This window comes from Pseudonocardia yunnanensis, from assembly GCF_039534065.1.
GTDB classification, from domain to species: Bacteria; Actinomycetota; Actinomycetes; order Mycobacteriales; family Pseudonocardiaceae; genus Pseudonocardia; species Pseudonocardia yunnanensis.
The window spans coordinates 174,509-200,643 of record NZ_BAAAUS010000023.1 but is presented as its reverse complement, the minus strand read 5'-3'; the positions used below and the strand labels follow the sequence as shown (position 1 = coordinate 200,643).

General features: G+C 71.1%; 29 protein-coding genes. 10 read left to right on the top strand and 19 right to left on the bottom strand.

What is annotated here, in order from left to right:
• Positions 1–90: 90 nt before the first annotated feature.
• The 3 genes from ABD743_RS20735 to ABD743_RS20725 all read left to right on the top strand — a co-directional run bounded on the left by ABD743_RS20735 (position 91) and on the right by ABD743_RS20725 (position 2,937).
• A complete protein-coding gene (locus tag ABD743_RS20735; protein WP_344723785.1) occupies positions 91–1,134 on the top strand; it encodes an SPFH domain-containing protein in 1,044 nt (347 codons plus the stop codon).
• Between the two features lie 124 nt (positions 1,135–1,258).
• Positions 1,259–1,750 carry a DinB family protein gene (locus tag ABD743_RS20730; RefSeq protein WP_344723784.1) on the top strand — a complete coding sequence of 164 codons (492 nt, stop codon included), beginning with the start codon at positions 1,259–1,261 and terminating at the stop codon, positions 1,748–1,750.
• A complete protein-coding gene (locus tag ABD743_RS20725) occupies positions 1,747–2,937 on the top strand; it encodes a MalY/PatB family protein (protein WP_344723782.1) in 1,191 nt (396 codons plus the stop codon). The genes ABD743_RS20730 and ABD743_RS20725 overlap by 4 nt, the downstream gene beginning before the upstream one ends.
• On the opposite strand, the gene ABD743_RS20720 is transcribed toward ABD743_RS20725, so the two are convergent.
• From ABD743_RS20720 to ABD743_RS20705, 4 genes are all read right to left on the bottom strand, one after another.
• The gene (locus ABD743_RS20720; RefSeq protein ID WP_344723781.1) at positions 2,920–3,474 is read right to left on the bottom strand and encodes a CGNR zinc finger domain-containing protein; all 555 of its coding nucleotides are present in this window, start codon (positions 3,472–3,474) and stop codon (positions 2,920–2,922) included. The two genes, ABD743_RS20725 and ABD743_RS20720, sit on opposite strands and share 18 nt — an antisense overlap.
• Positions 3,475–3,560: 86 nt before the next feature.
• The gene (locus ABD743_RS20715; protein WP_344723780.1) at positions 3,561–4,037 is read right to left on the bottom strand and encodes a hypothetical protein; all 477 of its coding nucleotides are present in this window, start codon (positions 4,035–4,037) and stop codon (positions 3,561–3,563) included.
• A 76-nt stretch (positions 4,038–4,113) separates the two neighbouring features.
• Positions 4,114–5,166: an SDR family oxidoreductase gene (locus tag ABD743_RS20710; RefSeq protein ID WP_344723779.1), complete on the bottom strand. Its 1,053-nt coding sequence runs from the start codon at positions 5,164–5,166 to the stop codon at positions 4,114–4,116.
• The gene (locus ABD743_RS20705) at positions 5,163–6,332 is read right to left on the bottom strand and encodes an MFS transporter (protein WP_344723778.1); all 1,170 of its coding nucleotides are present in this window, start codon (positions 6,330–6,332) and stop codon (positions 5,163–5,165) included. The genes ABD743_RS20710 and ABD743_RS20705 overlap by 4 nt, the downstream gene beginning before the upstream one ends.
• 102 nt (positions 6,333–6,434) lie before the next feature.
• Here ABD743_RS20705 and ABD743_RS20700 point away from each other — a divergent pair, with 102 nt between their 5' ends.
• Positions 6,435–6,881, top strand: a complete 447-nt coding sequence (locus ABD743_RS20700) for a MarR family transcriptional regulator (protein WP_344723777.1) — start codon at positions 6,435–6,437, stop codon at positions 6,879–6,881.
• An 88-nt stretch (positions 6,882–6,969) separates the two neighbouring features.
• Here ABD743_RS20700 and ABD743_RS20695 read toward each other — a convergent pair whose 3' ends face one another.
• The 3 genes from ABD743_RS20695 to ABD743_RS20685 all read right to left on the bottom strand — a co-directional run bounded on the left by ABD743_RS20695 (position 6,970) and on the right by ABD743_RS20685 (position 9,286).
• Positions 6,970–7,992, bottom strand: coding sequence for a hypothetical protein (locus tag ABD743_RS20695; protein WP_344723776.1), 1,023 nt, complete (start codon positions 7,990–7,992; stop codon positions 6,970–6,972).
• Positions 7,993–8,390: 398 nt separating this feature from the next.
• The gene (locus tag ABD743_RS20690) at positions 8,391–8,801 is read right to left on the bottom strand and encodes a rhodanese-like domain-containing protein (protein WP_344723775.1); all 411 of its coding nucleotides are present in this window, start codon (positions 8,799–8,801) and stop codon (positions 8,391–8,393) included.
• The gene (locus tag ABD743_RS20685; protein WP_344723774.1) at positions 8,798–9,286 is read right to left on the bottom strand and encodes a cysteine dioxygenase; all 489 of its coding nucleotides are present in this window, start codon (positions 9,284–9,286) and stop codon (positions 8,798–8,800) included. Before ABD743_RS20685 ends, ABD743_RS20690 begins: the two co-directional genes overlap by 4 nt.
• Positions 9,287–9,541: 255 nt before the next feature.
• Between ABD743_RS20685 and ABD743_RS20680 the strand changes: the two genes are divergently transcribed.
• The gene (locus tag ABD743_RS20680) at positions 9,542–10,249 is read left to right on the top strand and encodes an acetoacetate decarboxylase family protein (protein WP_344723773.1); all 708 of its coding nucleotides are present in this window, start codon (positions 9,542–9,544) and stop codon (positions 10,247–10,249) included.
• A gap of 226 nt (positions 10,250–10,475) precedes the next feature.
• Here ABD743_RS20680 and ABD743_RS20675 read toward each other — a convergent pair whose 3' ends face one another.
• The 3 genes from ABD743_RS20675 to ABD743_RS20665 form a co-directional block, all read right to left on the bottom strand.
• Complete coding sequence (locus tag ABD743_RS20675; RefSeq protein WP_344723772.1) at positions 10,476–11,327, bottom strand: DUF559 domain-containing protein; 852 nt, start codon at positions 11,325–11,327, stop codon at positions 10,476–10,478.
• Positions 11,328–11,427: 100 nt separating this feature from the next.
• Positions 11,428–12,288 carry an alpha/beta hydrolase gene (locus ABD743_RS20670; protein WP_344723771.1) on the bottom strand — a complete coding sequence of 287 codons (861 nt, stop codon included), beginning with the start codon at positions 12,286–12,288 and terminating at the stop codon, positions 11,428–11,430.
• A complete protein-coding gene (locus tag ABD743_RS20665) occupies positions 12,285–14,168 on the bottom strand; it encodes a carboxypeptidase regulatory-like domain-containing protein (RefSeq protein WP_344723770.1) in 1,884 nt (627 codons plus the stop codon). Before ABD743_RS20665 ends, ABD743_RS20670 begins: the two co-directional genes overlap by 4 nt.
• 261 nt (positions 14,169–14,429) lie before the next feature.
• Here ABD743_RS20665 and malQ point away from each other — a divergent pair, with 261 nt between their 5' ends.
• The 3 genes from malQ to ABD743_RS20650 all read left to right on the top strand — a co-directional run bounded on the left by malQ (position 14,430) and on the right by ABD743_RS20650 (position 17,284).
• Positions 14,430–16,376 (top strand): 4-alpha-glucanotransferase, encoded by a 1,947-nt coding sequence (gene malQ, locus ABD743_RS20660; protein ID WP_344723769.1) that lies wholly within the window; start codon positions 14,430–14,432, stop codon positions 16,374–16,376.
• A gap of 45 nt (positions 16,377–16,421) precedes the next feature.
• The gene (locus ABD743_RS20655; protein ID WP_344723768.1) at positions 16,422–16,868 is read left to right on the top strand and encodes an SRPBCC domain-containing protein; all 447 of its coding nucleotides are present in this window, start codon (positions 16,422–16,424) and stop codon (positions 16,866–16,868) included.
• A gap of 65 nt (positions 16,869–16,933) precedes the next feature.
• On the top strand, positions 16,934–17,284 hold the full coding sequence (locus tag ABD743_RS20650; RefSeq protein ID WP_425564001.1) for an RNA-binding S4 domain-containing protein: 351 nt from the start codon (positions 16,934–16,936) through the stop codon (positions 17,282–17,284).
• Positions 17,285–17,296: 12 nt separating this feature from the next.
• Here the strand turns inward: ABD743_RS20650 and ABD743_RS20645 are convergent, their stop codons facing one another.
• Together ABD743_RS20645 and ABD743_RS20640 are read right to left on the bottom strand one after the other, a co-directional pair.
• Positions 17,297–18,214, bottom strand: coding sequence for a DMT family transporter (locus ABD743_RS20645; protein ID WP_344723767.1), 918 nt, complete (start codon positions 18,212–18,214; stop codon positions 17,297–17,299).
• Between the two features lie 77 nt (positions 18,215–18,291).
• Positions 18,292–18,636 carry an STAS domain-containing protein gene (locus ABD743_RS20640; RefSeq protein ID WP_344723766.1) on the bottom strand — a complete coding sequence of 115 codons (345 nt, stop codon included), beginning with the start codon at positions 18,634–18,636 and terminating at the stop codon, positions 18,292–18,294.
• A gap of 210 nt (positions 18,637–18,846) precedes the next feature.
• Between ABD743_RS20640 and ABD743_RS20635 the strand changes: the two genes are divergently transcribed.
• Positions 18,847–19,311, top strand: coding sequence for an ATP-binding protein (locus tag ABD743_RS20635; protein ID WP_344723765.1), 465 nt, complete (start codon positions 18,847–18,849; stop codon positions 19,309–19,311).
• A gap of 73 nt (positions 19,312–19,384) precedes the next feature.
• Here ABD743_RS20635 and ABD743_RS20630 read toward each other — a convergent pair whose 3' ends face one another.
• The 3 genes from ABD743_RS20630 to ABD743_RS20620 form a co-directional block, all read right to left on the bottom strand.
• Entirely contained in the window at positions 19,385–20,299 is a 915-nt protein-coding gene (locus ABD743_RS20630; RefSeq protein ID WP_344723764.1) for a hypothetical protein, read from the bottom strand.
• Between the two features lie 15 nt (positions 20,300–20,314).
• Positions 20,315–21,076, bottom strand: a complete 762-nt coding sequence (locus ABD743_RS20625) for a L,D-transpeptidase family protein (protein ID WP_344723763.1) — start codon at positions 21,074–21,076, stop codon at positions 20,315–20,317.
• A gap of 264 nt (positions 21,077–21,340) precedes the next feature.
• The gene (locus tag ABD743_RS20620) at positions 21,341–21,844 is read right to left on the bottom strand and encodes a beta-class carbonic anhydrase (RefSeq protein WP_344723762.1); all 504 of its coding nucleotides are present in this window, start codon (positions 21,842–21,844) and stop codon (positions 21,341–21,343) included.
• Between the two features lie 189 nt (positions 21,845–22,033).
• On the opposite strand from ABD743_RS20620, the gene ABD743_RS20615 reads away from it, so the two are divergent.
• Positions 22,034–23,155 carry a zinc-binding dehydrogenase gene (locus tag ABD743_RS20615; RefSeq protein ID WP_344723760.1) on the top strand — a complete coding sequence of 374 codons (1,122 nt, stop codon included), beginning with the start codon at positions 22,034–22,036 and terminating at the stop codon, positions 23,153–23,155.
• A gap of 21 nt (positions 23,156–23,176) precedes the next feature.
• On the opposite strand, the gene ABD743_RS20610 is transcribed toward ABD743_RS20615, so the two are convergent.
• The 4 genes from ABD743_RS20610 to ABD743_RS20595 form a co-directional block, all read right to left on the bottom strand.
• Entirely contained in the window at positions 23,177–23,548 is a 372-nt protein-coding gene (locus ABD743_RS20610) for a hypothetical protein (RefSeq protein WP_344723759.1), read from the bottom strand.
• A gap of 122 nt (positions 23,549–23,670) precedes the next feature.
• Entirely contained in the window at positions 23,671–24,984 is a 1,314-nt protein-coding gene (locus ABD743_RS20605; RefSeq protein WP_344723758.1) for an RNA polymerase sigma factor, read from the bottom strand.
• A gap of 82 nt (positions 24,985–25,066) precedes the next feature.
• Positions 25,067–25,477 carry a YciI family protein gene (locus ABD743_RS20600; RefSeq protein WP_344723757.1) on the bottom strand — a complete coding sequence of 137 codons (411 nt, stop codon included), beginning with the start codon at positions 25,475–25,477 and terminating at the stop codon, positions 25,067–25,069.
• A gap of 115 nt (positions 25,478–25,592) precedes the next feature.
• On the bottom strand, positions 25,593–26,036 hold the full coding sequence (locus ABD743_RS20595; RefSeq protein WP_344723756.1) for an ATP-binding protein: 444 nt from the start codon (positions 26,034–26,036) through the stop codon (positions 25,593–25,595).
• Positions 26,037–26,135: the final 99 nt, after the last annotated feature.

The following is a 26,135-nucleotide window of genomic DNA, read 5'->3' as shown; positions in this document are numbered from 1 at the left end:
TCGGGCGAAAGACCCGGTGTTGAGCAATCAGGTCGCTACCACCAGCATGACGCTTGCGTCCCCGAGCCGATCACCAGACTGGAGAGCCGCATGCCCACCAAGGATCGCTCGAGGTCGAGTTCGCCTGTCCGCAAGCTCGTCGTCGGACTGGTCGGCACCGGGGTGGTCGTCGGCGCCGTCGTCGGGGTCATCGCGCTCACCTCGTTCTCCCGCACCGACGGTGGAACGACCATGGTGATCCGGAACGGCGGGCCGTTCGACTCCCAGGACGTCCGTCAGGTGCTCCCGCCCGCGAGCCCCCGGACGTACTCGGGGATGTTCTCCGAGGAGCACCCTTACCCCGCTCAGCAGCGGTTCTACGACATCGTCCCGGGCGGTGACGACACCCCGGGCGTCAACGCCTACCGCACGCCCACCAGCGACGGTGTGGACGTCGGGCTGACCGCCCGGTTGAACTTCCGCCTCAACACCACGGAGCCGGTACTGCGCGCGTTCGACGACGCCTACGGCACCCGGACGTTCCAGGTGCCCGGCACCGACGAGCGGCTGGCCGTTTGGGACGGCGATGCGGGCTTCGGCGCATTCCTCGACGTGATCATCAAGCCCGTGCTGGAGGAGACGCTGCGCCAGCAGATCGGCACAGTGGACTGTGCGGAGCTGCAGGCATCCTGCGCGCTGGTGCAGAACTCCACGCCGGAGCAACTGGCCACCGCGGTCGCCGCGGGACAGGGCGCGAACAACGCCGAGGTGCTCCAGCGAATCCAGACCAACGTGCAGACCGCGCTCGCCACCAACATCAACCGTGCGCTCGGCGGCGACTTCCTGACGAACATCAGCTTCTCGCTCACCGGCGTGGACCTCCCGCAGCAGTTGCGAGAGCGCATCGAGGCCGCGCAGGCCGAGTTCGCCGGGGCGTCGGCCGCGCAGGCCCGACTCAACCAGGCCCGGCTCGACGCCGATGCGAACGCCGAGCGCCAGCGTGGCTACCTCGCGTGCAATGTCTGCGCGCAGATCGACCTCGTCCGCGAGCAGGGCGAGGCCCAGCGCAAGGCCAACGAGGCGCTGAGCGGCTCCGGCGTGACGGTCTACGCACCCGGCGGCGGCACCGGCATCAACGTCAACGCGCCGGGCTGAGCGGCGCCGCCGTGAGCTGACCCGCACGGACCTTCGTCACCGTCTTGACAGTGACAGATCGAGGCCGCACGATCGTCACCGGTCGAATGGTTACGGCGCTTCCGCAGTGCGAGGAGGGTCCTGCATGGAAACGGCATCGATCGCCGCCACGCTCAGGACCGACGAGTACCTCTACTTCCTCGCCCGAGCCTTCGACGGGATGCTCGACGCGCTGGGCGAGCTCGACGAGGGCGCGATCAACACGAGACCACCCCTACAGGGGGCCAACAGCCCCTACGCGATCGTGCACCACTGCGTCGAGATGTCCGACTACTGGATCGGACACGTGGTCGCCGGCCGCCCGACGAACCGGGACCGCACCGCCGAGTTCAGCGCCACGGGCAGCCTGGACGAGCTGCGTCGACGGGTCGCGGACGTCCAACGCCGGTTGCTCGACGACCTCGCGGGCGCCGATCTGCAGGGAGACCCGAAAAACCCTCCGGCCGACGACTACCAGGGTCCGGAGCAGCCGTTGACCTGCGCCGGGGTGCTCCTGCACGTACTGGAGGAGCTGGCTCAGCATCACGGCCACGTGCAGCTGAGCCGCGACCTGCTCCTGCACGGGGCAGCGCGTTGAGCCGGCCCGGCGCGTTCCAGCCCACCGACACGCTGTTCGACGACCTGCGCCTGGACGAGCTGCGTCGACGGCCCGGTGTGAAGTGGCAGCGGGTCGATCCGGACGTCCTTCCGGCGTGGGTCGCGGACATGGACTTCGCCGTGCCTGCGGTGGTGGCCGACGCGATCGAGCACACCGTTCGTCGCGGCGATCTCGGCTATCCGAGCTGGCAGGACGGCAGCCCGCTCCGGACGGCTTTCGCCGACCGGATGCAGGAGCGGTACGGCTGGACGGTGTCGGCGGATGCCGTCCGTGAGCACACCGATCTCCTCCAGGCCCTCCAGTTCGTGCTCCATCTGGCGACGAGTCCCGGCGACGCGGTGGCCGTGCAGACCCCGAACTACCCACCCTTCCTCGCCACCCTCGAGACCATGGGACGTCGCGGAGTCTGCTCGCCGTGGACCAGGACGACCGCGGGCTGGACGCCCGACCTCGCGGGCCTCGCCGACGCCGTGGTCGCGCACGACTGCCGGGTACTCCTGCTGGTCAACCCGCACAACCCGACCGGGCGCGTCCTCACCCGCGACGAACTCATCGAGATCGCGGCGATCGCGCGGCGCCACGACCTGCTCGTGTTCAGCGACGAGATCCATGCCGAGCTGACCTACGAACCGCACAACCACATCCCGTTCGCCTCGCTCCACGAGGACGCCGCCGCCCGCACCGTCACGCTGACGTCGGCGACCAAGGCGTTCAGCCTCGCCGGACTGCGGTGTGCGGTTGCGCACTACGGGCCCGAGCGGCTTCTGGCACTGCGCGACTCACAGCCGCCGGACCTCTACGGCACGGTGTCCACGCTCGGCGTGACCGGCACGCTCGCCGCCTGGCGGCACGGCGCCGAGTGGCACAACCGGCTGCTGCGCGTGCTGGACCGCAACCGGCGTCGAGTCGCGGAGGCGCTCGCCTCCTTCACCGGCGACGACCGCTGCCCCATGCCCGAGGCGACCTACCTCTACTGGTTCGAGGCGGACGTCCTCGGGGTCGGCGACGAGCCGGTCGACGAGGTCCTCGCTCGTGCCCGGGTGCTGCTGGATGGCGGAGCCGGCTTCGGTCCCGACGGGCAGCGCTACCTGCGGCTGAACTTCGCGACGAGCGCCCCGCTGCTGGAGGAGATCCTCACCCGGCTGGCGTCACTCGCCCACCGCTGAGCCCTCGACCTGCCTCCCGCGCTGCCGGCGCCGGTACTCGGCGGCCTTCATCCGGTTGCCGCACTCCGCCATGCCGCACCAGCGGCGGGGCTTGCCGCGGGAGTCGTCGACGAACAACCGGGTGCACTCCGGCCGGCCGCACTCTCGCACCTTGGCCAGTTCGGCCGAGCCGATCAGCTCGATGGCATCACGAGCGACGGTCGACAGCACGGCGGTCAGGTCGCCCTGGCGCTCGAGCACGCCCGCGGCAGCGAGTACCGACCGCACGGGCGGCGGGTCGGCGAGGGCCTGCAGCTCCGCGGCCTCCACGTGACGCTCCGGCTCGGTCCTCGTGGCCGCGTAGACGAGCTCCCGCAGCCGGCGGATCTCCCGGAGACCGGCCTCGTCTACCTCCGGTGGGTGGGTCAGGAGGCCGGCCTCCACCACCCACTCGGCGACGTCCCGACCGTGAGGCAGCAGCTCCTCCTGCTGGTGGCGACGCCATTTGAGGGTGCCTGCCAGATCCAGCGACACCCGCCCGCTCACGAACACATGCACGTCACCACATTGACGGTGACGGGAGGGTTCCCACAAGAACACCGGCAACGGCGCAGGAGCCCGCCCTCATCCGACCCGCCTCGAGGTCAGGCTCCGACACCCACCTTGCCCACCGCGCCTCGCAGCCCCACACAGCCGATGCAGCCCACGCAGCCTTCGCAGTCGATACAGCCGATGCAGCCCACGCAGCGGCGGCAGCCGACACAGCCCAGGCACGCGATGCAGGAAAGCAGTCCGATGCTCAGGATCGTCAGCACGCTGCCGACGATCCCGGCGCTCCCGGCCGTCGCCACGCTGCCGGCCACACCGGCGCTACCCGATGTGGCGACGCTGCCGGCGACCGCCACGCTGCCCGCCGTCGCCACGCTCCCCGCCACCGCCACGCTGCCGCCGGTCGCGACGCTCCCCACCACCGCGCGGCTGCTGGATGTGGTGACGCTGCCGGCGACCGCCACGCTGCCGGCCGTTCCCACGCTCCCCGCCACCGCCACGCTGCCGTCCGTCGCGACGCTCCCCACCACCGCGCGGCTGCTGTCGGATCGGACTTCCTCGGCCTCGTCCACGTCGTTCCTCCCGTTCGCCGTCGGCCCACAGCATGTCGTAGGGAGCCACGCGGTGGTCCATGCCTTTCTGTGGCCTTCAGCCCGGGATGATCCGGCGCCTGCGCAGATCGTCGAAGAGCCGCAGCAGCATTGCCTCCGTGTCCACGTAGGAGTGGAAGCCGAACCGCCGCGACTTCGAGGTGTCGGCGAACATGTCGTAGTCCCAGGAGAGGACGAAGTCGCCGAACGCCCACGACGACACGTCGCTGTACGGCGTGGGCGCGAGCGCATGCCGCGCCACCATCGCGTCCCACACCGGCTGCTTGTCGGCCATCACGTCCGTGAGCGACATCGGCAGCGGCGGCGCGACCTCCAGCCCGAACGCGTCGGCGATCACCGGCCACATCCGGTTCCAGCGGAACAGGTCACCGTTGGCGATGTTGAACGCCTCGTTCGCGCACCGCGGGTCGGTGGCCGCCCACACCGTCGCCTCGGCGAGCAGCCCGGCGTCGGTGAGCTCCAGCAGCGCGTCGTACGCCCCGGGACGGCCGGGGAACCGCAACGGGATGCCCAACTCCTTGCTGATCGAGGCGTAGACGGCCAGCACGACCGCGAGGTTCATCGGGTTGCCGAGTCCGAACCCCGCGACGACCGACGGCCGGATCGCCGACCACGTCCAGCCCGCCTCCACCGCCCGCGCTTCGACGAGCTGTTGCTGGTCGACGTTGAACTCCGGCGGCATGTGCGGCGGGTCGCTCTCCCGTGCCGGGGTCGCGAACGGTCCGAGGTGGGCGCCGTAGACCTTGTATCCCTGCATCAGGCTCACGTGTTGCAGATCGGGAGCCGTCGCGGCCACCGCGTCGAGCACGTTGCGCAGCATCGTGACGTTGGGCTCGACGAGTGCGGACCACGTCGGCCGGTCCTGGTAGGCCGCATAGAAGAGATGCGTCACCTCCGGGTGGGCGCGCAACGCCTCCCGCAGGCCGGAGGGCTCGAACAGGTCGGCGGCGACGTGCCGGACTCTCCCGTCAGCCGGGCCGCCGCGCCGCGAGAGCCCGACCACGTTCCAGTCGGGGAGGCAGGCGAGATGGTCGGCGAGGGTGCCACCGATGACGCCGCGGGCGCCGACGACCAGTGCGGTGTTGGTCATGCCAGCGTCCCCGGGGCAGCGTTGCGGCGGCGGTCGAGCCCTGCGGCGACGAGAGCGACGGCGAGCCCGCCCGCAGCCATGATCGCGCCGACTATGTCCGGCGAGGTGAGGCCGAAGCCTGCGGCGATGGCAACGCCACCGAGCCACGCACCAGCGGCGTTGCCGAGATTGAACGCGGCGATGTTGGCGGCGGACGCGAGCGTGCCCGCGCTTCCCGCAGCCTCCATCACCCGGGTCTGCAGGCCGGGCACGGTCGCGAACCCGACGAAGCCCACCGCCGCGAGCGTCGCGACAGCCGGGATCGGTGACGCCGCTGTCACGGCGAAGATCGCGAGCACCGCTGCGAGCGCGGCGAGGAGCACGACCAGCGTCGGCATGAGCGCACGGTCGGCCGCCCGCGCGCCGGCAAGGTTCCCGACCACGAGTCCCGCACCGAAGACGAGCAGGAGCCAGGTGAGTGCGCCTGCCGGGAAGCCTGCGACCTCGGTCATGATCGGCGCGACGTAGGTGAACGAGGCGAACACCCCGCCGAAGCCGAGCGCGGTCATCCCCAGGGCCAACCACACCTGGGGACGGCGGAACGCGGCCAGTTCGACGCGCAGGTTGGACGCCGGGTCGGCCGGCTGATCGGGCACCAGGGCGAGAATGCCGGCGGCACCCACCACACCGAGAGCGGCGACCACCCAGAACGTGGCGCGCCAGCCGAACGCCTGGCCGACCACCGTTCCCAGCGGGACGCCGAGCACGTTGGCCACGGTGAGGCCGGTGAACATCATCGCGATCGCGGCGGCCCGGCGCTGCGGCGCCACGAGCCCCGCCGCCACCACCGAGCCCACCCCGAAGAACGCGCCGTGGCACAGCGCCGCGACGACCCGTCCGGCCATCATCTCCGCATAGCTACCGGCGAGCGCCGAACCGACGTTGCCCGCGATGAAGAGCCCCATCAACCCGAGCAGGACAGGTTTTCGGCGCAGCTTCGTCGCGGCCGCCGTGAGCAGCGGCGCGCCGACCACGACGCCGAGTGCGTAGCCCGAGACCAGCAGGCCCGCTGTGGGGATGTCGACCGCGAAGCCGGTGGCGATTTCCGGCAGCAGACCGGTGATCACGAACTCGGTGGTTCCGATGGCGAACGCGCTGATCGCCAGGGCCAGAAGGGCGAGTGGCATGACGCTCCTTATGCAGACGCGGGTTGCACGCTTCTGCAACAGTTGCACACGCTGCCTAACGGCGCCAACCACGTATGCTGTGGCCCACAGAGGAGGTGCCGGGTGGCCATCGCAGACGATGCGGTCGAAGTGCGGGCCCAGGGGTGGCGCACGCTTGCTGCGCTGCACGGACGGCTGGAAGAGGCGTTGGAGAAGGCGCTGCAAGCCGGGTTCGATCTGTCGGTCGTCGAGTACACGGTGCTCGACACGCTCGACCGCCAGGACGGCTGGCACATGCGCATGCAGCAGCTCGCCCGTGCGGCTGCGCTCTCGCACAGCGCCACCACCCGGCTCGTCACGCGGCTGGAGAACCGCCAGTTGCTCAGCCGCTTCCTCTGCGAGGACGACCGGCGCGGGATCTACAGCACGCTCACCAAGGAAGGCAAGAAGCTGCTGGAGCAGGCACGACCGGTACACGACAGGACGCTGAAGGAGAGCCTCGACGCCGCTCGCTCCGTCCCCGAGCTCGCGCCGCTTGTCGACGCCCTGCACGGACTCCCGCGCCTCTGATCACGCGCCACCACCAACGCCAACGCGCGCACCCGACGCACGATCTCACCCACCATGGCCGGTTCCGCCCGTTCCGCAGGTGCCTTCCCTAGGAACAGCCGGACACCGTGCTGGAGCTGCCGCAATTGTTGGGCTGGTTGCCGGCCACGGAGGTGGCGCTGAGCGTCACCGTGCCGTCAGCCCGGAAGATGCCGCCGCCATCGGCGCCGCTTCCCACCGCTCGGTTGGTGACCACCGAGACACCCTGCAGGGTGGCGGTGCCGAAACCGTTGTGGATCCCGCCGCCGCGGGCATTCGTTCCGATCACAGCATTGCCGATGATCGGACTGTTGGTGACGTTCAGCGTGTCGATGTTCCACACGCCGCCGCCTTGCGCGTCCGGACCGTTGGCGATGTTGTTGATGACCGGGCTGCCGATGAGCGTGAGGGTGCCACCATTCGCCAGACCAGCACCAAGGCTTTGATCGCCGGACCCTCCCGAAAACGTCGCATCGTTGTCGGCAATGCGCGTGTTGTTCAGGATGACCGAGCCCACGACGTTGTTGATGCCGCCACCCACGGCCTCGCCGATCACATGATTGTCGATCACGGCGCTGCCGTTGAATGTGGCATCGGCGAAGATGTTGAAGAAGCCGCCGCCTTGAGTGGCAGTGTTGTTGCCGAGGGTGCTGTTATTGACCTCCACCGTGCCGTCGAAACTGTAGATCCCACCCCCAGCCCCCACGGTGGCAGTGTTGCCGGTGACTGTGCTGGTGGAGAGGGTCAGCCTGCCGTCGACGCCGATGCGTATCGCGCCGCCATTGTCGGTGCGGCCGTTGGCCAGTGTCAGCGCGTCCAGGGTGAGGTTGCCTGGTCCGTTGACCAGAAAAAATCGAAAGTCAGTGGCCGAGGAGCGGGTGATCGTCGCCCGGTTGCCGTTGATCCGAATCGGGGTGGTGATGACGGCCAGGCCATTGTCGGCGTTGTCCGGAGCGGTGAGCGTGTAGGTGCATGCAGGGGTCAGGTTCAGCGTGCCACCGCCGGCCGCATTGGTGGCAGCGACCGCACTCTGCAGCGCGGGCCCGTTGCACGGCACGAGAGTTTGTGCGAACGCGGTCGCGGGCAGGCTCACCAGTACGCCCCCCACCACTACTGCCACAGCCAGGAATCGACGAGCACGCATCGAGGACCGTCTTTCATGGTTCAGGGGCGGCCAGGCAGCGCACACCCGACGATCAATCAGATTGGGACTTTCAGGGCGTAGCGGACTTTACGCACATGATCTTCCTGGCCCGGCGCAATCATTCGATCGAAACCACGGTTCAACTCCACCGGGGGACCACGGATCCCGGCCGCGCAGCGCGGCGGCAACCACGGTGGAGCGCCCGCTACCCGAGATCGGGGCGTACGGGAGAAAGCCGAGATCTGCGGGCTAGGCGCCGGCCGATGGCTACAGCGCCGAGGCGATCACCTGCAAGGGCACCGAGATGATGCAGACCCTCATCGTCGACGTCACCGGGATCGCCGCCTTCAGGTGACGGCGGTGCCGAACGCCTTCTTCCAAGCCTGGTAGCCGCCGTCGAGATCGGTGGCGTTGCGCAGCCCGATGTCCTGCAACGACGCCGCGGCAAGACTGGAGCTGTAGCCCTCCGAGCAGACGACGATCCAGGTCACGTCGTGGTCGGCGGCCTCCGGGATCCGCGCGTCCGAGGCCGGGTCGAGGCGCCACTCCAGGTGGTTGCGCTCGATCACCAGGGCGCCGGGCAGCTCGCCCTCCTGGTCGCGCTGCCACCCCGGCCGGGTGTCGACGAGGATCGCCCCCCGCCCCACCATCGCCGCGGCGCGATGCGGGTCGGGACGGTCCAGCCGTGCGCGTGCGTCGGCCAGCAGGTCGTGCACGGTGCGCTGCTGCCTCGACGTTTCGCTCGCCTGCTCGCTCATCCGACTCCCTCCGATGACCCCGACTCCACGAGGACGCTGCGGGTGCGCCGCAACCGGTGGTCCGGCTCCACGGCGTAGTACGACATGGCGGTCAGCGGGGGCGAATAGGCATGCACGCTCACGGCGGGCTCCACTGCCGGGTTCCCCACGTCGTGCACGTGCCCGAGCGGGAAACCGACGCTGCGCCCTGCCCGCAGCCGGCGTGGTCGCAGCCCGTCCCTCGCCCAGCGCTGTTCCACGAGGCTGCCGGACACCACGGTGAGCGCACCGAGTGAGCCGGCATGGTCGTGCAACTCGGCCGTCTGCTCAGTGGCCCAGCTGATCAGCCACACGTCGACATAGCTGTCGCTGCGCAGGAGCCGGTACCAGCGGCGTTCGGGATCGATCGTGACGGGATGCAGGCCGGCGTGCACCTCGGCGGCGACCTCACTGGTCAGCGCGGTGAGATCGGCAATGACAAGCGGCGTGGGGGCGTGCAGCAGCACGGACGTACTCCAGTGGCGGAAGCGGACGAGCGGGAGAAAACCTCAGCTCGAGCAACAGCACTGGTCGAAGTGGTCGGCACGCCGAGTACCCCAGATCTCTCCGAGGACGGCGGCCGGCGACATAGCGCCATCTGAGCACACCTCGCTCCTCGCATGCCACTTCGTCCCACGCCGCGAGAGCCGGAGTCGCTACGGCGCTGAAATGTCCGACATCCACGTGCCCGCCGACCTTGCGCGGTGCGTCACACTGCCGCCGTGGCGACTCACCTCGACGACGGCAGCTGGGAGGTCCAGGGCCGCAGGCTCACCCTCCCGGTGCGGATCACCGACGCCTCGGCGGCACTGGCGACGTACCTCGTCCGCACCTCCGCGGCGAGCAGGCTCGTCGAGGACACCGGGCTCTCGCTGGTGTCGATAGCCGGCCGCACGCCGTTGGTTCTGGGGTTCATCACCTACCGGGCCGGTGACCTCGACAGCTACCACGAGGTCGCCGTCTCCCTGCTGGCCCGCCACCGCGGCCGCGTCGGCCCCTACATCCGGCAGATGGCGGTCACCGAGTCGTTCACGCTGGAAGCGGGCCGGGCGCTGTGGGGATTACCGAAGTGGCTGGCGCGCGCGGAGCTGAACCTCACCGGCCATACCGCCACCTGCCGCCTCACAGAGACCTCCGGAGCACTCGTGCTCACTGCCGCGCTCCACACCCTGCCGTGGCGGGTCCCACTGACCGTGCCCGGCACGCTCACCGCACTCGCCCCGCGTGGGGACACAGTGCTGGCCAGCAGGCTCCGCGGCCGGGTCAACGGGATCCGCCTCGGCTTCCGCGGCGCCGAGGTCACGCTGGGCACAGGCAACCCCATGGCCGACGAACTGCGAGCCATCGGCCTCCCCCGCCACCCGATCACAACGCTGACCGCCGACCACCTCGAGTTCGACATGGCAGCAGCAACCCCCCTCCCCCGCTGATCGCTCCGAGATCCGCACATTCGCCCCGCCAAGGGCCGATCGACGGATCTCGCAGCGATCTTGGCGGCATGATCGTTCCGAGACCGGGGTTCCCGCCCTCAAGAGGGCGGATCGGCCGCACTCGCGGCGATCAGCGAGCGCCATGATCGATCCCAGATTCGGGTTCTCGCCCCCGCGAGGGCGGATCGGCTGATTTCGTGCCGATCTTGACGGCGGCCGTCCGAGATCAGCGGTCGAGGGCTCGGCGGACCGTGGCCGAGACCGACCAGGGCCGCAGCATCACCTCGACCGCGCGGAACCGGAGGACGTCCCAGCCGCAGCGGGTGAGGTAGGCCTGCCGGTCGAGGTCGCGCAGGGCGCGTTCCGGGGTGAGGTGGTCGCGTCCGTCGTACTCGACGGCCAGGCGGATCGTCGGGTACGCCATGTCGAGGCGGTACGGGCCGACCGGGTACTGCAGCACCGGTGCCGGCAGGCCTGCGGCACGGATCGCGAAGCGGATGCGCGTCTCCATGGGCGACTCCGCGTGTGGGTCCGCCAATGCAACCACCGTGGGCAGCTGCGCGCTGCCACGAGCCCCGAGGTGGCGGTTTCCGAACGGCACCAGTTCGGCAGGGGCGAAGCCGTGGACGTTCGCCAGGGCGTCGACCGCCACCACCGCGTCGACCAGGGGTGATCGCCGCGCCAGGTCGTACGCGGTGCGCAGCGGCGTGGTGACCACGACCCCGTCGGCCAGGACGGTGATCTCGTCGAGCGCGAGCCGGTCGCGGCGGACCCTGAGGCCAGGTCGGCTGCCACAGCCACCACTCGCCACGACGATCTCGGCGGGCGCGTCCTCGGGACCGCACGACGCGCCGAGCAGCTCCGCCGCGGACCATCCCCCCAGCGCCCCACGGCCGTCGGTCAGAACGAGCGCGGCACGCGAGCGGAGCGTGAGGTCCACCTCGACGTCCGCGGCGACGAAGATCCCGGTGAACAGGCGACGGAAACGGGGCCCGCGCAGCGCCTTGGCCGTGACGAGCCCGGCGGCGACGGCATCGGACCCCCGGAACGGCGAGCGCAGGTCGATCGGCACGGCCACACCGACGATGACGGGATCGCGCCGGTTCCCCTGACGTCAAGATCGCCGCGAGATCCGCGTTTCGGCCCTCAGCAGGGCGAACAACCGGATCTCGTGGCGATCAACGGTGGGCGTCCAGCCACTCCCGCAGGTCCGACAACGGACGCTCGCGCTCGGGCTCGTTGTAGATCTCGTGCCAGAGACCCTCGTACCAGCGGACCGTCCGGTCGGGGGAACCGACGTTCGCCTCCAGCAGCCGGGAGCCGGACGGATCGACGAGCCCGTCCAGCGTGCCGTGCTGGATCAGGACGGGGAGCCGCAACTCGCGGGCGCGCTCCGGCAGCACGGCGAACTGGCGGTACAGCGCCGAGGACAGGCCGAGTGTCGGGCGGCCGTGGTGCACCAACGGGTCAGCCAGATAAGTCGCGACGACCGCGGGGTCCTTGCTGATCTTCGTGAAGTCGATCCCGGCCGGGCGCAGAGTGGGAGCCACCTTCGCGAATGCCAGCAGGACGGGCACGGCAGCTCGGGGCAGAGCGTTGGAGGCCAGCGCGGGCGCCGAGAGCACCAGGCCCCTCAGCGCCTGCTGATGATCGAGCGCATACGCCAGCGCGATCTGGCCGCCCATGCTGTGCCCGAGCAGGAACATCGGCAGCCCGGGATGGCGGGTGACCACCAGGCGGCGGAAGGTGTCGAGGTCGGCGAGCCAGTCGTCGTAGCGGACGAGGTGGGCACGGCGGCCACCGGAGCGCCCGTGGCCGCGGTGGTCGATGCCGTAGACCGCCCACCCGTCGGGGACGAGCGCATCCTCGACGTAGCCGTAGCGGCCCGAGTGCTCGCCGAGACCGTGGCAGATCAACAGCACGCCCGTGGGGTCTCCCGACGGCAGGCGCCCTTGCCAGTAGAGCTCGACACCGCGCAGCCCGGCCAGCCGTCCCTCTACCCGCCCCGTCCGCTCCGGGGCGTCGAGCCCCTCGCTCACAGTTGCCCGATCGCGAACTCGTCGTCGTCGGGGCTGTACGGAGCCTGCGCGCCGGCCGGCTCCAGCTCGACGTCGTGGCGCAGGTCGGCCTCATCGGGCACCTCGAGCAGGACGGCGATCGGCTCGCATCCGGCAGCCACGACGGACAGGCCGTACTCACCTGCGGCGATGTCGCCGATCCGGTACGAGCCATTCTCGTCGGTGTCGGCCACGTCGACGATCTCGCCGTCCTGCACCAGAGTGACGCGCGCACCCGCGATCGGGCCGTCCTCGCCGTGCACCGTCCCGTAGAGCGACGCCGACCGGACCAGCAGCACTTCGGCCTCGATGGGCGCGTCGGCCACGGTGATCGCCGCAGCGCCGGGCTGGTGGCCGCGGGCGGTGCACACCAGGACGTAGCCGCCGGGTGCGGGTGCCAGCACCTCGCCGCGTCCGTCGGGACCAGCCTTGTCCTCCGCGACGGTGCGCCCCTTGTCGTCGAGCAGCATCACGGCGACCCCCTCGGCGGGGATGCCTCCGCGGCGCATGGCACGGAACCGGACGGGCTGCTCGGCTCCGGGAACGGGCTCCGGAGTGGGGTCCTGCTGGCTCATCAGCGACACCACCGGCGCGCTGTCCGGCCGCAGGCTCGGGTCGGCGTAGCCGAACGTCCGTAGTAGAGCCAGGTCGGCCGCGGCCTGCTCGGCAGCCCGCTCGTCGGCCGACTGGCGGCTGCGCGAGGTCGCGGTGCGGTCAGTGTGCTCCGCCGCGACGCCGGAGGCAGCCGGCCGCTCGGCAGAGATCACGGCAGTGGGCGGCACGGGGTTGCGCGGGGCCTGGGGCTCCGCAGCGGGCCGACCGGCCGGGTCGGCAGTGGCGAGCCCCGCGACAGCAGAACCGGCAGCGGACGCGGAAGATTCGGCAACTGGAGCGACCCGAGAAGACTGCGCAGTCCCGGGACGGGCGGCAGCAGGGCCGGGGCCGGAGGGCTCAGCGGAAGATCCGCCGACAGGGGACTCAGAAGACTCAGGCGCAGCGGAGCCAGCGGAAGCGGACCCGTCGTCAGGAGATCCGGCGCCGAACGACTCAGCGGAACGCTCGCTGGCAGAGGGCTCGGAAGACTCAGCCGTAGCGGGGCCGGCGCCAGAAGACTCGGCAGTAGGAGACCCGGCGGCCGACGCTCCGGTATCGGCACCGTTCTGGTCGGAGCCGCCGGGCGTCTCCTTACGGCTGTCCGTCCCGGCTGCGGCCGTGCCGAACCGCGGATCGGGCATCGGCTGGGCCGGCTCGGCCCGGGCGTCCTCCTCCGCGTCGACGTCGGCCCAGTCCTTCCACCCGGCCCAGTCCTGTGAGCGTGTGCCCGAGGAGCGGTCGGTCGGCGTCTGCGGCGACAGCAAGCGCAACGGGACGATCTCCACGGACTCCGGTGCGCGCCACGCCCCGGGCTCGCCGCCGCCGGAGACCATCCGGGCCGCACGGCCCCACGGCGTGTCGTCGACGGTCGGGACGAGTCCGGTGGAAGGCTCCTCCGTGGACCGAGCCTGTTGCGGAACATCCACCGTGGGCGCCGGGGGCTCGGGCGCCGCCGCTCCGGCTGCCGCAGCACTCCCCGTGTCGCCCGTCGGCGGAGCGACGGGCGGGGGCATGTGTGGCGGCGCGACCGGCGCACTCATGTTCATGACGGGGAGAACCGTGGCCGACCCGGCGCTTGGCGCCTCCCGGCCACCGGTTCCTGCCCCGACGGCGGCGGGAACCGCGGTCTCGGGGCTCTCCGCACGTAGCTTGACGAGGTCGGCGACAGTCTTCGGGCGATCCTTGGCGGCGGGCCGGCCGCGGCGGAGCAGGACGAGACCCACGATCACGGCGGCGATGGCCACTGCGATCAGACCCAGCGTGCTCATTCGGCAGTCTCCGCTCCGTCACCACCCGCCCCCCGCGACGGGCCGATCATGCGGCCCGGACCACTGTGGACGTACGTGCGGTGCGGAACCGGGCGAACAGCTCGCAGCTCAGGAACCTAGCACCCTCGGGAAGCCCTGATCGGGTAACGGTGGTGGGTTCGTCACCACCCGTAATCTCATCGCGATGTGTTCAGCACGGGCGTGCATGCTGGATCTCCCCCGTATCGGGGTAGATCCAGGGCGCTGGGGGAACGGAGCGGTGTGGACACTGAGCTGAGGGAGTTGGCCGCCGCACACGGTGTGGCTACGGAGTATCGGGACGGTGAACGGCGGCCGGTGCAGGTCGACCCGGAGGTCGTCGTCCGGGTGCTCGGTCTGCTCGACGTGGACGCCGTCACTCCCGAGGGACGGGAGGCCGCACTGGCGGCGGCGCGGACGGCCGCAGCGGCCGGGAGGCTCCCCGACACGATCGCCGCACGCATCGACACCCCGCGTGCGCTGCCCGGTCCCGGCCTGTTGATCGACGAGTTCGGCGGGCGGCGGGAGGTCACCGAGATCCCCGCCGGCCTGGAGCCGGGCTGGTACCGGCTCGAGACGGACGGCCGAGAGGTGACCGTCGTCGTCGCCCCGCCCGCACTCGAACCCGCCCCACGCGCCTGGGGCTGGATGCTGCAGCTCTATGCGCTGCACTCGGCGGGCTCATGGGGAATCGGTGACCTCGGCGACCTGCGCGAGTTCACCACCTGGACGGGAACGGAGCACGGCGCGGGGGCGGTGCTGCTCAACCCGCTGCACGCGATCACCCCCGTGCCACCGGTTCAGCCGTCGCCGTACACGCCGTCCAGCCGGCGGTTCGGCACACCCTTGGCGCTGCGGATCACCGACCTGGAGGCCTACCGACGCGCCGACGGGCCCACGCGCGCGGAGGTCGACGCGCTGCGCCCGGAGACGGCGGGCGGGCGGATCGAGCACGACCGGGTCTGGGCGGCCAAGCGCGCCGCGCTCGAGCTGCTCTGGCGTTCCGAAGGCCGTCCCGATCCGCATGACGCGGGAGCGGACCTGTGGGAGTTCGCCACGTTCTGTGCGCTCGCTGAACGGTTCGGCGGCCGGTGGAGCCGGTGGCCGGAGGAGCTGCGGCACCCGGACGCGCCCGGCGTCGCCGCCATGCGCAAGGAGCTCGCGCCTCGGGTGGCGTTCCACGCCTGGGTGCAGGAGCAGGTGCAGGCCCAGCTCGCCGGCGTGCGGGAAGCCGCACGGGCCCAGGGGGTGCGGGTGGTGCACGACCTGGCCGTCGGATGCGATCCGGAGGGTGCCGACGGGTGGGCGCTGCAGGACGTGCTCGCGCTCGGTGTCCGGGTCGGCGCTCCACCGGACGCGTTCAGCCAGCAGGGGCAGGACTGGGGGCTGCCACCGTGGCGGCCGGACCGGCTCGCCGCCACCGGTTACGCCGCCTACCGCGATCTGCTGCGCGCGCTGCTCCGGCAGGCCGACGGGCTGCGGATCGACCACGTGGCCGGGCTGTGGCGGCTGTGGTGGGTGCCGCCCGGCGAGTCCCCGGACCGCGGCACCTACGTGCACTACGACGCCGAGGTGATGCTCGCCGTCCTCACCCTCGAAGCGCACCGGGCGGGGGCGCTGGTGATCGGTGAGGACCTCGGCACCGTGGAGCCCGAGGTCACGGAAGGGCTGGCGGAGCGGGGGATGCTCGGCTCCTCGGTCCTGTGGTTCACCCGCGATCTCGACGCGCCCGGCGAACCGCTCCTGCCGCCGGACCGGTGGCCCGAGGAGTCGGTGGCCACGGTGTCCACGCACGACCTGCCGACCGCGGTGGGCTTCCTGCGTGGCGAGCACGTGCGGGCGCGCGCCGAGCTGGGCCTGCTCGACGACGTGGCGGCGGAGGAGGCCAAGGCGAAGGTCGACCGGCTGGAGCTGGTGGAGCTGCTGCGCGCGGAGGGGCTCGTCACCGGTGAGGAACCCGGCGAGGACCAGCTGGTGGTCGCGATCCACGCGCTGCTCGCCCGGAGTCGGTCGCGGCTCGTGCTCGTCTCGCCCTACGACGTCATCGGAGAAGTGCGCCAGCCCAATCTGCCGGGCACGGTCGACGAGTACCCGAACTGGCGGCTGCCGCTGCCGGTCTCGCTCGAGGAGCTCCGCGAGGACCCCCGAGTGCGGGTGGTGGTCGATCAGCTGCGGCTGCGCCGTCCGTGAGTGAATACGGCTTCCGGAGCACTCCCACGACCCCACGGAGGACGGATGTCGGCCGACGAGATCAGCCGGGAGACGCGCATCGCTGCACCCCCGCAACGGGTCTGGGACGTCGTCACGCGGGCCGAGCACGTCGCGCGCTGGTTCGGTGACGCCGGAGCCGAGATCGACCTCCGGCCCGGTGGGCTGATGCGGGTGCGGTGGGCCGAGCACGGCGTGGCTGTCTGCCGGATCGAGAAGGTCTCGCCGATCGATCTGTTCAGCTTCCGCTGGGGCCGCGAGGTCGACGCCGAACCCGAGCCCGGCAACTCCACGCTGGTGGAATTCCGGCTTTTCCCCGACGGGGACGGCACGCGTCTGGTCGTCACCGAGAGCGGTTTCTCCACGCTCGACGACACGCCGGAGGGGCGGGCCCGCTACCGCGACGGGAACGTGGAGGGCTGGGCCCACGAGGTCGGCAAGCTCGTCGCGTACATCGCCACGGTCGACGCCTGAGAGCCGCGAACACGCTCGCAGAAAGCGCCACGGCAGGCCATCATCGGGGCGTGGAGTCGACCCGAATGGACCGCTGGCTGTGGGCGGTGCGGCTGACCAAGACCCGCCCGGACGCCGCCGCGGCCTGCCGCGGCGGACACGTCCGGGTGAACGACAAGCCGGCCAAGCCGGCCACGCCCGTGCAAGCCGGCGACGAGGTACGGGCCCGGGTGCACGACACGACGCGGATCGTGGAGGTCGTGCGCGTGATCCAGAAGCGGGTGGGAGCCGCCGACGCCGCCACCTGTTTCATCGACCGCACCCCGGCTCCCCCGCCGGAGGCGGCGATCCCGGTGGCCAGGCGCGAGCGCGGGGCCGGGCGCCCCACGAAGCGCGAACGCCGTGTCCTCGACCAGTTCCGCTCAGGGGCGCTGTAGCCGCACGAATGGTCAGGACACCGGCTCGACCTGCACCACCGGCTTCGGCGCCCGCTCGCGCAGGCCGAGCGCGGTGACCGACACGACCACGACGGCCAGTCCGAGCCACTGCGTCGGGCTCAGCTCGGTGCCGAGCAGGCCGACTCCCAGCAGCGCCGCGGTGACGGGGAACGCGAGCTCGGCCAGCGTCGCGCGGGCGGCGGCCGTGGAGCGCAGCCCGATGTAGTACAGCGTCAGCCCGAGCAGGCCGGGGATGAGGGCCAGGAGCACCAACGGGCCGAGCTGCGCCGGTGCCACAGCGACCGGCGCGCCCTGGGCCGCGAGCACGACCGCACTGGCGGGCAGCCCGATCGCGAACCGGAGAACGGTGACGTCGCGGCTGGCGATGCGCACGCTGACCATCCGTCCGAGGACCGTGCCGACGGCCCAGAGCGCGGCCGCGGCCACGGACAGCAGCGCGGCGGCGGCCGCCCGGGGTGCGGCCGAGAGCGGATCCGCGAACGCCATCAACCACGCCCCGGCGAGCGCGGGTACGGCGAACAACCAGTACCGGCGGCGCATGCGTTCCCCGAGTAGCAGAGCCGCCGCCACGACGGCGATCACGGGCTGCAGCTTCTGCAGCACGAGCGGCGTGACGGGATCGCCGAGCTGGAAGGCCTGCGTGAACAGCGCCGTTGCGAGCGCGGAGGCGCCGGCTCCGATCAGCACCAGAGCGGTGCGCTCCTTCGGCGTTGCAGCCCGGAAGGCCCGCGCGGCGGAGGGCAGGAACGGCACCAGCACCACGACGACCAGCAGATGTTCCCAGAACACGATCGTCGCTGCCGGGAGCTGCCCGGCGAGCGGCTGGCGGAGGAGGCCGTCGGTACCCCACAGCGCCGCCGCGACGGCGATCAGCCAGGTGCGGTCGGGAACGGCTGCACGTTGATCCACGTCGGCCCCAACGCATGCGGATCGCGATCCATACCGACAGACCGGTCATCCGTCGCCGGACAGGACCCCATTGTGGATCAGACGATCGTCAGATCGTCGTCGAGGCCGGTGATCTCCAGCAGCTGCCGGCACCGAGGTGTCGGCCCGACAAGGCGGAATCGCCCCGCTGCCGCGTGTAGGCAACGATCGCAGCGGACGAAGGCGCTCAGGCCCGCAGCGGCGACGAACGTCAGGCCGGCGATGTCGAGGTCGATGTCGCGGTACCCGTGGCCACGGAGCCGATCCAGCTCACGCTCGAGGTGAGGCGCCGTGAGCATGTCCAGCTCGCCGATGGCGCGCACACTCGCTCGTGGAGGTGCGCCGGTGATCTCGAGCGCGAACCACGAGTGGTCGACGGCCGGTGGCCGGGACGAGACCTGCACGGGCGCGACCCCCTTCCCCGACAGCGCCCGGCCGCGGTGCGGTCCGGCGACTGCTGAAGGGTCTAGCGAATTTCGAACCGTACCGCAGCGCGCACGAGAGAAGCGGCGTCCGATTGGGCGCTCCCGGCATCGGGTAAGCCAGGGCTGATTGCCGGAGATCCTGCGCTGGATCTTCGCACCGTGGCACGGATGCCGACCCGGGAGTGATCGATGTCTGCGGCCGCTGGACCGGAACCGCTGAGGCTGAGCCTCACCGGATCGGCGCTGCCGTTTCAGCTGTCATCGGTGCGCAGCCGGGTGGCCACGTGGGCGGAGGGCCTCGGCGCGCCACCCGAAATGGTGGACGACCTGGTGCTGGCCACGCACGAGGCGCTGGCCAACGTCGCCGACCACGCCTACTCCGACAGAGCCGATCTCGACGGCCAGACCGGATCGGCCTTCCTGGACGCGGAGCTGACGACGGACGGGGAGATCGTGGTGATGGTGCGTGACGAGGGGCGGTGGCGGACGCCGACCGCCGATCCGGGATGGCGCGGCCGTGGCCTGCTCATCATTCGCGGGCTCAGCGATGACGTCGAGATCCGACACGGCGAGTCGGGCACCACGGTGCAGATGCGCTGGCAGCTGCACAAAACCGCGGATTCCGTGAAGCAGCAGGAGCACGGCACCGGGTGAACGGGGTGGACGGCAGCGGAAATACGAACGGGCGGGGGCCGATCGGCCCCCGCCCGTCATTGGTTCCCGTAGGTCAGCCGGTGACCGGGAGGGAGGCGTCCATGACCTGCGGCGCGGGGGCGGTGCCCACAGCGGCAACCTCGGTGGCCGCGCCGGCGTCGTCGTCACCGTTGCCGTCGTCGTCACCGTTGCCGTTGCCGTCGTCGTCACCGTTGCCGTTGCCGTCACCGTTGCCGTCGTCGCCGGCGCTGCAGGTGGCCGAGCCGACGGTGATCGTCTGCACCGGGTTGGCCGGGTCGACCTGGACGCCGAGGCCCTCGGTCACGCCGTTGACGAGGTCACCCACGGTGTTGACGGTGGGCAGCTCGGTGCCGAGCAGGCCGGTCAGCTCCGGCAGCGCCGCACGCTCGTCGTCGGTGAGCACCCGGTCCAGGTTCTCGCCGGCGCCCGGCAGAACCGTGAGCTCGATGCCCGTGACGGTGAGGGAGCCGTCCTCGTGACGAACCTGGTCGTTGAGGGTCAGCTTCACCAGCGGCGAGACATCCAGGACCTGGCTGGGAACGGGCGTCTCGGGCAGGTCGCGGCCGAGGAGCGTGCCGCGCACGATCTCCATGCCACCGTCGCCGTCCTCGCAGTAGGTGCGAACCAGGTCGGCGCGCAGCAGCTGCAGCAGGTTGAGCTTCGTCACCGAGGTCTCCGAAGCGCCACCCCGGGCCTCGGCGGTCAGCACGCCGACGCCGATGGCGCTCTGGTTCTCACCCAGCACGTCCCCGATGCCCGCGAGCTGGTTCTCGGCGGCGTTGCCGTCGGGCGACTCCACGTAGGAGATCGGGTCGATGTTCAGAAGACCGGAGGCCGACAGCGCGTAGGCGGAGTCAGATGCGGCCTCCTGCGCAACCGCAGCGGTCGAGCCGAGGAGCAGAGCCGTCACCGCGGTGGCGGCGGTGAACGCCGCCGCTCCCGCGCCGGCGAGCTTCTTCGTGTTCACAGTGGTGCAAACCCCTCAATCTTCGTTGATCATCACGAGGGTGCCGAGCGGCACCCCGGTCAGTTGGTCCAGAGCGTCCGGTGGCACCCGGATACAGCCATCGCTGGTCTCGGTGCCGTAGACGTCGTCGGTCGGCCAGGTGTGGATGGCGACGGTTCCGGGACCGCCGCCGAAGGTGTCGTGCGTCGGGCTGTGAGCCCCGAGCGGGAGGATCACCGGCGAGTAGCTCTGCTTGGCGTCCTTGAACGCGCCGAGCAGGAAGGTGCGGCCCGCCGGCGTGGGAGCGGACTCCTTGCCGATGCCGACCGTCCACTCGCCGACGACCTTGTCGTCGCGCAGCAGTTCGAGCTTCTTCGACTCGAGATGCACATTGATGACGTAGGGCGTGTTCGCACGCTCTACGTCCTGCGAGCGCAGCCAGCCCGTGGAACCGTTGGGCTTCGACGGCAGCAGGACCTGCACCCAGCCCTGGTCCTCACCGATCACGGGGAGCCAGGTGTCGCCGATCTGCGTCGTCTCCATCCTGGCGATGGCGCGCCCGTTCGGGGCGTCGTGCACGGGGGTCTCCCGGATGGGGTGCACGACGAGCCCGTTGGTCTTGGCGTCGACAGCGCTGTCCTGGGGAGCACCGTCCACTGTGGTGTACGTGCTGCTCAGGGGAAGCTCGCCTGCGGCGGGTGCGAGTTCCCCCGCCGCGATGCCGGACGGTGATCCGTCAGGCGGGCCGCTCAGCGCGGCGAAGCCGATGACCGCAGCCAGGATCACGACAACGCCCACGATCGCCCCGATCAGGAGCGGCTTGCGGGACGTGCGTGATCGATCTTCGGGTGGCGCCACCTGATGTGGCGAGGTGTGCTGTGGCATAGGACCCAAACCGTGCGAATCAGACATGGATGGCCGTGCCCGGGTGACACTCGATCGAGGGACCCCCCGGTTACAGCGCGCGCAAAGTACAAACGAGACAGACGCCAACCGGGTTACGACCAAGATTTTTTTTCACTTTCCGTCTAACTATGATTACAGAAAGTGAGTGGGCGTTGCTCAGTCCGGGTGGATCTCGCGGAGCGAGAAGTCCTCGATGTCGAGCACGAATCCCCTGATGACGGTGCCGGGCAGCAGGAACGGATCGCGCCGCAGCCGAGCCATCCCGCGGCCGACGTCGACCGCGGGGTCGGCGAAGGTGCCGATACGCCACGGCGGGAGCATTCCGACGTCCTGCGCGAGCTCTTCGGAGAACTCCGCGTCGGTGAACGAGGCGAGCCCGCACCGGGTGTGCTGGACCACCAGCACCTCACGGGTGCCGAGCTTGCGCTGGCTGATCGTCACCGAGCGCACGACGTCGTCGGTGACCACTCCGCCCGCGTTCCGCAGGGTGTGCACCTCGCCGACGGTCAGCCCGAAGAGCCCGAGCACGTCGATGCGCGTGTCCATGCACGTCACGACGACTGTGTGGAGAGCAGGAGTGGAGCCCATTCCCTGCGCCGCCGACGCGGCGATCCGGCCGCCATCTGCCGCGTGCCGCCTCAGCAACTCCTCACCGCTCACGAGCAGGAGACTAGGGGCCGGGCCGCCGCAGCGCATGATCAACGCCCAGCACCCGGGAACGCGGGCGCGAGTGTCACCCGATCCGCACACGGTCTCCCGGTGCACCGCGCAAGATGGGCCCGTGACCAGGAGCCTGCATTCGATGATGACGCTGGAGTTCCGTCCGGCCGCGCTGCCCGGGACGGGCGCATGAGGGCCGCCGTACTGCGGGAGCCCGGCAGCCCGCTTCAGGTCGAGAACGTGGAGCTGGACGACCCGCACGCGGGCGAGGTACGGGTGCGGGTGGAGGCGGCCGGGGTCTGCCACACCGAGCTGCACTACATGTCGGGGGACATCCCCTGCCCACTCCCGATCGTGCTCGGCCACGAGGGCAGTGGGGTCGTCGAGGAGGTCGGCGCAGATGTCGACGCCTTCTCCGTGGGCGATCGGGTGGCCTTCACCTGGCGCCCGCGCTGCGGATTCTGCGAGTTCTGCATCACCGGCCGTCCCGTGATGTGCATCTACGGCCGGGTGCAGGCTCGCAGCGGAGGCCTGATGGACAGCACCTCCCGCCTGAGCCGCGGCACCGAGCAGGTGCACCACTTCCTCGGTGTCTCCTGCTTCGCCGAGCAGGCGGTGGTCTCCCAGCGCGCCGTGGTGCGTGTGCCCGACGACGTGCCGCCCGCCGTTGCCGCCGTCGCCGGCTGCGCGGTGATCACGGGCCTCGGAGCGGTGGTGAACGTGGCAGGCCAGGTCGCGGGACGCCCGTTGCTCGTCATCGGCGCGGGCGGCGTCGGGCTCTCGGCCGTGATGGGCGCGACGCTGGTGGGGGCCGATCCTGTGGTGGTGGTCGACGTGGCGGCCGACAAGCTGGCGCTCGCACGGCGGCTCGGCGCCACCCACACCGTCGACGCATCGGCGCTCGATGCGGCGGAGGTGGTGGCCGCCGTCCAGGATCTGACGGGCGGGGGCGCCGAGGTTGCCGTCGATGCGGTCGGCGCGCCGCAGACGCTGCGTCAGGCCTTCTCCGCGCTGCGCCCCGGCGGCACGGCGATCGCCGTCGGCCTCGCGTCGGTGGACGCCACCGCTGCCGTGCCGATCAACGAGCTGGTCCAGCAGCAGAAGCGCCTGGTGGGAAGCTTGTACGGCTCGGCCAACCCGCCCGTCGACCTGCCCCGGATCCTCTCCCTCTACAGCTCGGGACGCCTCCCGCTGGACGTGCTGCTCGGCAGGCGGCACTCCCTCGACGAGGTCGGCGAGGCCTACCGCGCGCTGGGCTCGGGTGCCACGGGTCGCGCCGTCGTGATCCCCACGGAGGTCACGACCGGGTAGGCCACGAACAGCGCGCCGATCTCAGGGGCCCGCCAGCCGGCAGTCGTACCGTGCGTCTGCCTGTGAGCGACAACCGGCGGCCGTGACCTTCCACCCGTCACTCGTCCGGGTCAGGAACACGGTGTCACCGACGAGCCGTACCTGGGCCTGGTCTCCCGACACCGTCGACGAGACCACCGCACCCCGGGGCAGCGAGAGCTGCGACATCGCCTGTACGCACGACTCGGCCTGCCGGCCCTCCAGCGCCGAGGCCGTGGCGGGCGCGAGCATCTGGCACCGGGCGGACGGGTCGGCCCCCGCGAACGCCGAGGCCACCTGCTCGACCTCGGGTGGCCCGAGGCCTGCGCAGGCGGACAGGAGCAGTGCGGCGGCCGCCATCGCCGCGGCACGCATGAGTCCTTGTGCCCGCCCCCTGGACCTGGCAGCACGGTGCCCCGGTCCGTCCGCCGGCAGAACCTTCACTCTCGCCAGGGTGCCGCGTGATGTCGTACTCGTGCACGGACCGGACTCGGCGACTAATCCCTCCGCTCTGAACTCTTTCCGTCGGTACGCGCCAGCGCCGTGGCCGCCCGGTCGAGGAGCAGCGTGCGCTCACGCCCGTTGGCGGTGAGCGACGCCGCGCGCGTGAACTCCGCATGGGCCTCACCGTGGCGGTCCAGCTTCACCAGCAGGTCACCGCGGACGCTGGGCAGGAGGTGATAGTGCGCGAGGGCAGGCTCCCCACCCAGCTGGTCGAGCAGTTCGAGCCCCGCGGCGGGGCCGTACGCCATCCCGACGGCGACGGCCCGGTTCAGCTCCACCACCGCCGACCGCGCGATCTTCGCGAGGACGTCGTAGAGCGCCGCGATGCGGACCCAGTCCGTGTCGGCAGCGGTGAGCGCCCGGGCGTGGCAGGCGGCGATCGCGGCCTGCACCGCGTGCGCCCCGTGCTCCCCGCGCTGGTCGCCGAGCTGTTCTGCGCGCGACAGCGCGGCGAGACCGTGACCGATAAGGACGTGGTCCCACCGGGAACGGTCCTGGTCGAGCAGCAGGATCGGCTCCCCCGACGGCCCCACTCGCGCCCGGACGCGCGACGCCTGGATCTCCATCAATGCGACGAGGCCGTGCACCTCCGGTTCGTCCGGCGCCAGTCCGGCCAGCACCCGGCCGAGCCGCATCGCCTCCTCGCACAGGGAAGGCCGGATCCAGTCCTCCCCCGCGGTAGCCGAGTACCCCTCGTTGAACACCAGGTAGACGACCTCGAGCACGGACGGCAGCCGCTCCGCGAGCTCGTGATGGGCGGGCACCTCGAACGGGACGGCGGCCTCCGCCAACGTCCGCTTGGCCCGGGAGATCCGCTGCGCCACGGTCGGTTCCGGCACCAGGAACGCCCGCGCGATCTCCTTGGTCGTCAAGCCGGCGAGCACCCGGAGGGTCAGCGCGACCCGCGCCTCGGTGGAGAGCACCGGGTGGCAGGCGACGAACGCGAGGCGCAGAAGGTCGTCGTCGATATCGCTGTCGGTTCCGTCGGACTCGGCGCCGCGATCCCGCACGTCCATCGCCTGCCGCACCTCCAGGTCGCGGCCCAGCTCGACGATCTTCTGCCCGAGTCGCACCTCCCGTCGGACCAGGTCCACCGCCCGGTGCTTGGCGGTGGCCGTCAGCCACGCGCCGGGATTGCGCGGCACTCCGTCCTGCGGCCACTGCTCGAGCGCGGCGACGAGTGCGTCCTGTGCGATCTCCTCGGCGAGCCCGACATCGCGCACGATCCGGGTCAGGCGGGCGATGAGCTTCGGCGACTCGATGCGCCAGATCGCCTCGATCGCACGGTTTGTCGGGGTTCCCGTCACGGCGCCGTATCAGAGCATCGTGACGGGCCGCCCGGCAAGGAACCCGTCGACCGAACCCGTCAGCCGACCTGCTCGGCGGAGCTCATCGCGCTTCCCCCCGCACGGCGCGACGCGCCTCGCCGATCGCGTCCTGGTCGTCGAACTCGGCGATGCGCCGGATCTCGACCACGGCCTCCTCGTCACCTTGCACGGCGAACTCGACCGGGCACCGGGACGCCCACTCGATCGCCTCCTCCCGCGAGGAGACCTGCAGCAGGTAGAAGCCCGCCACCAGTTCCTTGGACTCGGCGAACGGCCCGTCCACCACCTTCCGGCTCCCACCGGAGTAGATGACCCGTGCTCCCGACGTCTCGCTCGACTCCAGCCCCTCGGCCGCAAGCAACACCCCGGCCTTGTGCAGCTCCTCCCCGTACTTCTGCATCGCGCCGATGAGCTCGTCGCTCGGGCGTGCGTCGGCGCCCGGGTCACCCTTCAACAGGAGCATGAACCGCATCTCGTGCCTCCTCGATGTCCGCTTGTGCGGAGCCGGGCTTCCGGCTCCACCCCTGCGTCGAACGAGGCGGCTCGACTTCGACAGACCTTCGGAGATTTTTTGCAAGGCGGCCCTACTACGCCTGCGTCCCCTCTGGCAGGACCGCCCAGACCGACTTCTCGCCGTCGACGGTGGTCACGCCCCATTCGCTGGACACCGCCGCTACCACCTGCAGCCCCCGCCCCCGCGCCGCCGTCACATCCACGGGCTGCAGCTCCGGCAGCTGCCACGGGGCGAAGTCCCGCACGGTGATGCGCAGCCCGTCATGATCACGGCTGAGGATGAGGACGCAGGGCGTCTGCGCGTGGTCCACCGCGTTCGCGACGAGCTCCGTGGCGACGAGGAGGGCGTCGTCGCACGTGTCGTCGTCCAGCCGCCAGTCGTGGCACGCCACCCGGACCGTCTCCCGTGCGGCTCTGGTCGAGCCGAGCTCCGCGGGCAGCGACCGATGCCGAACCCGCCCGTCCAGCCCGCCGTTCGCCACCACGAAGTCGGCGTACCCGGCCGCCGGTCGGCACAACCGATTCTCCCACTCGTGGGATCCGTCGGCCGAATGCCGGAAAGGAGCGTGCAACGCGCTGACACGGATGTCCCCACCAGTAAGCATCCACTTATCGGG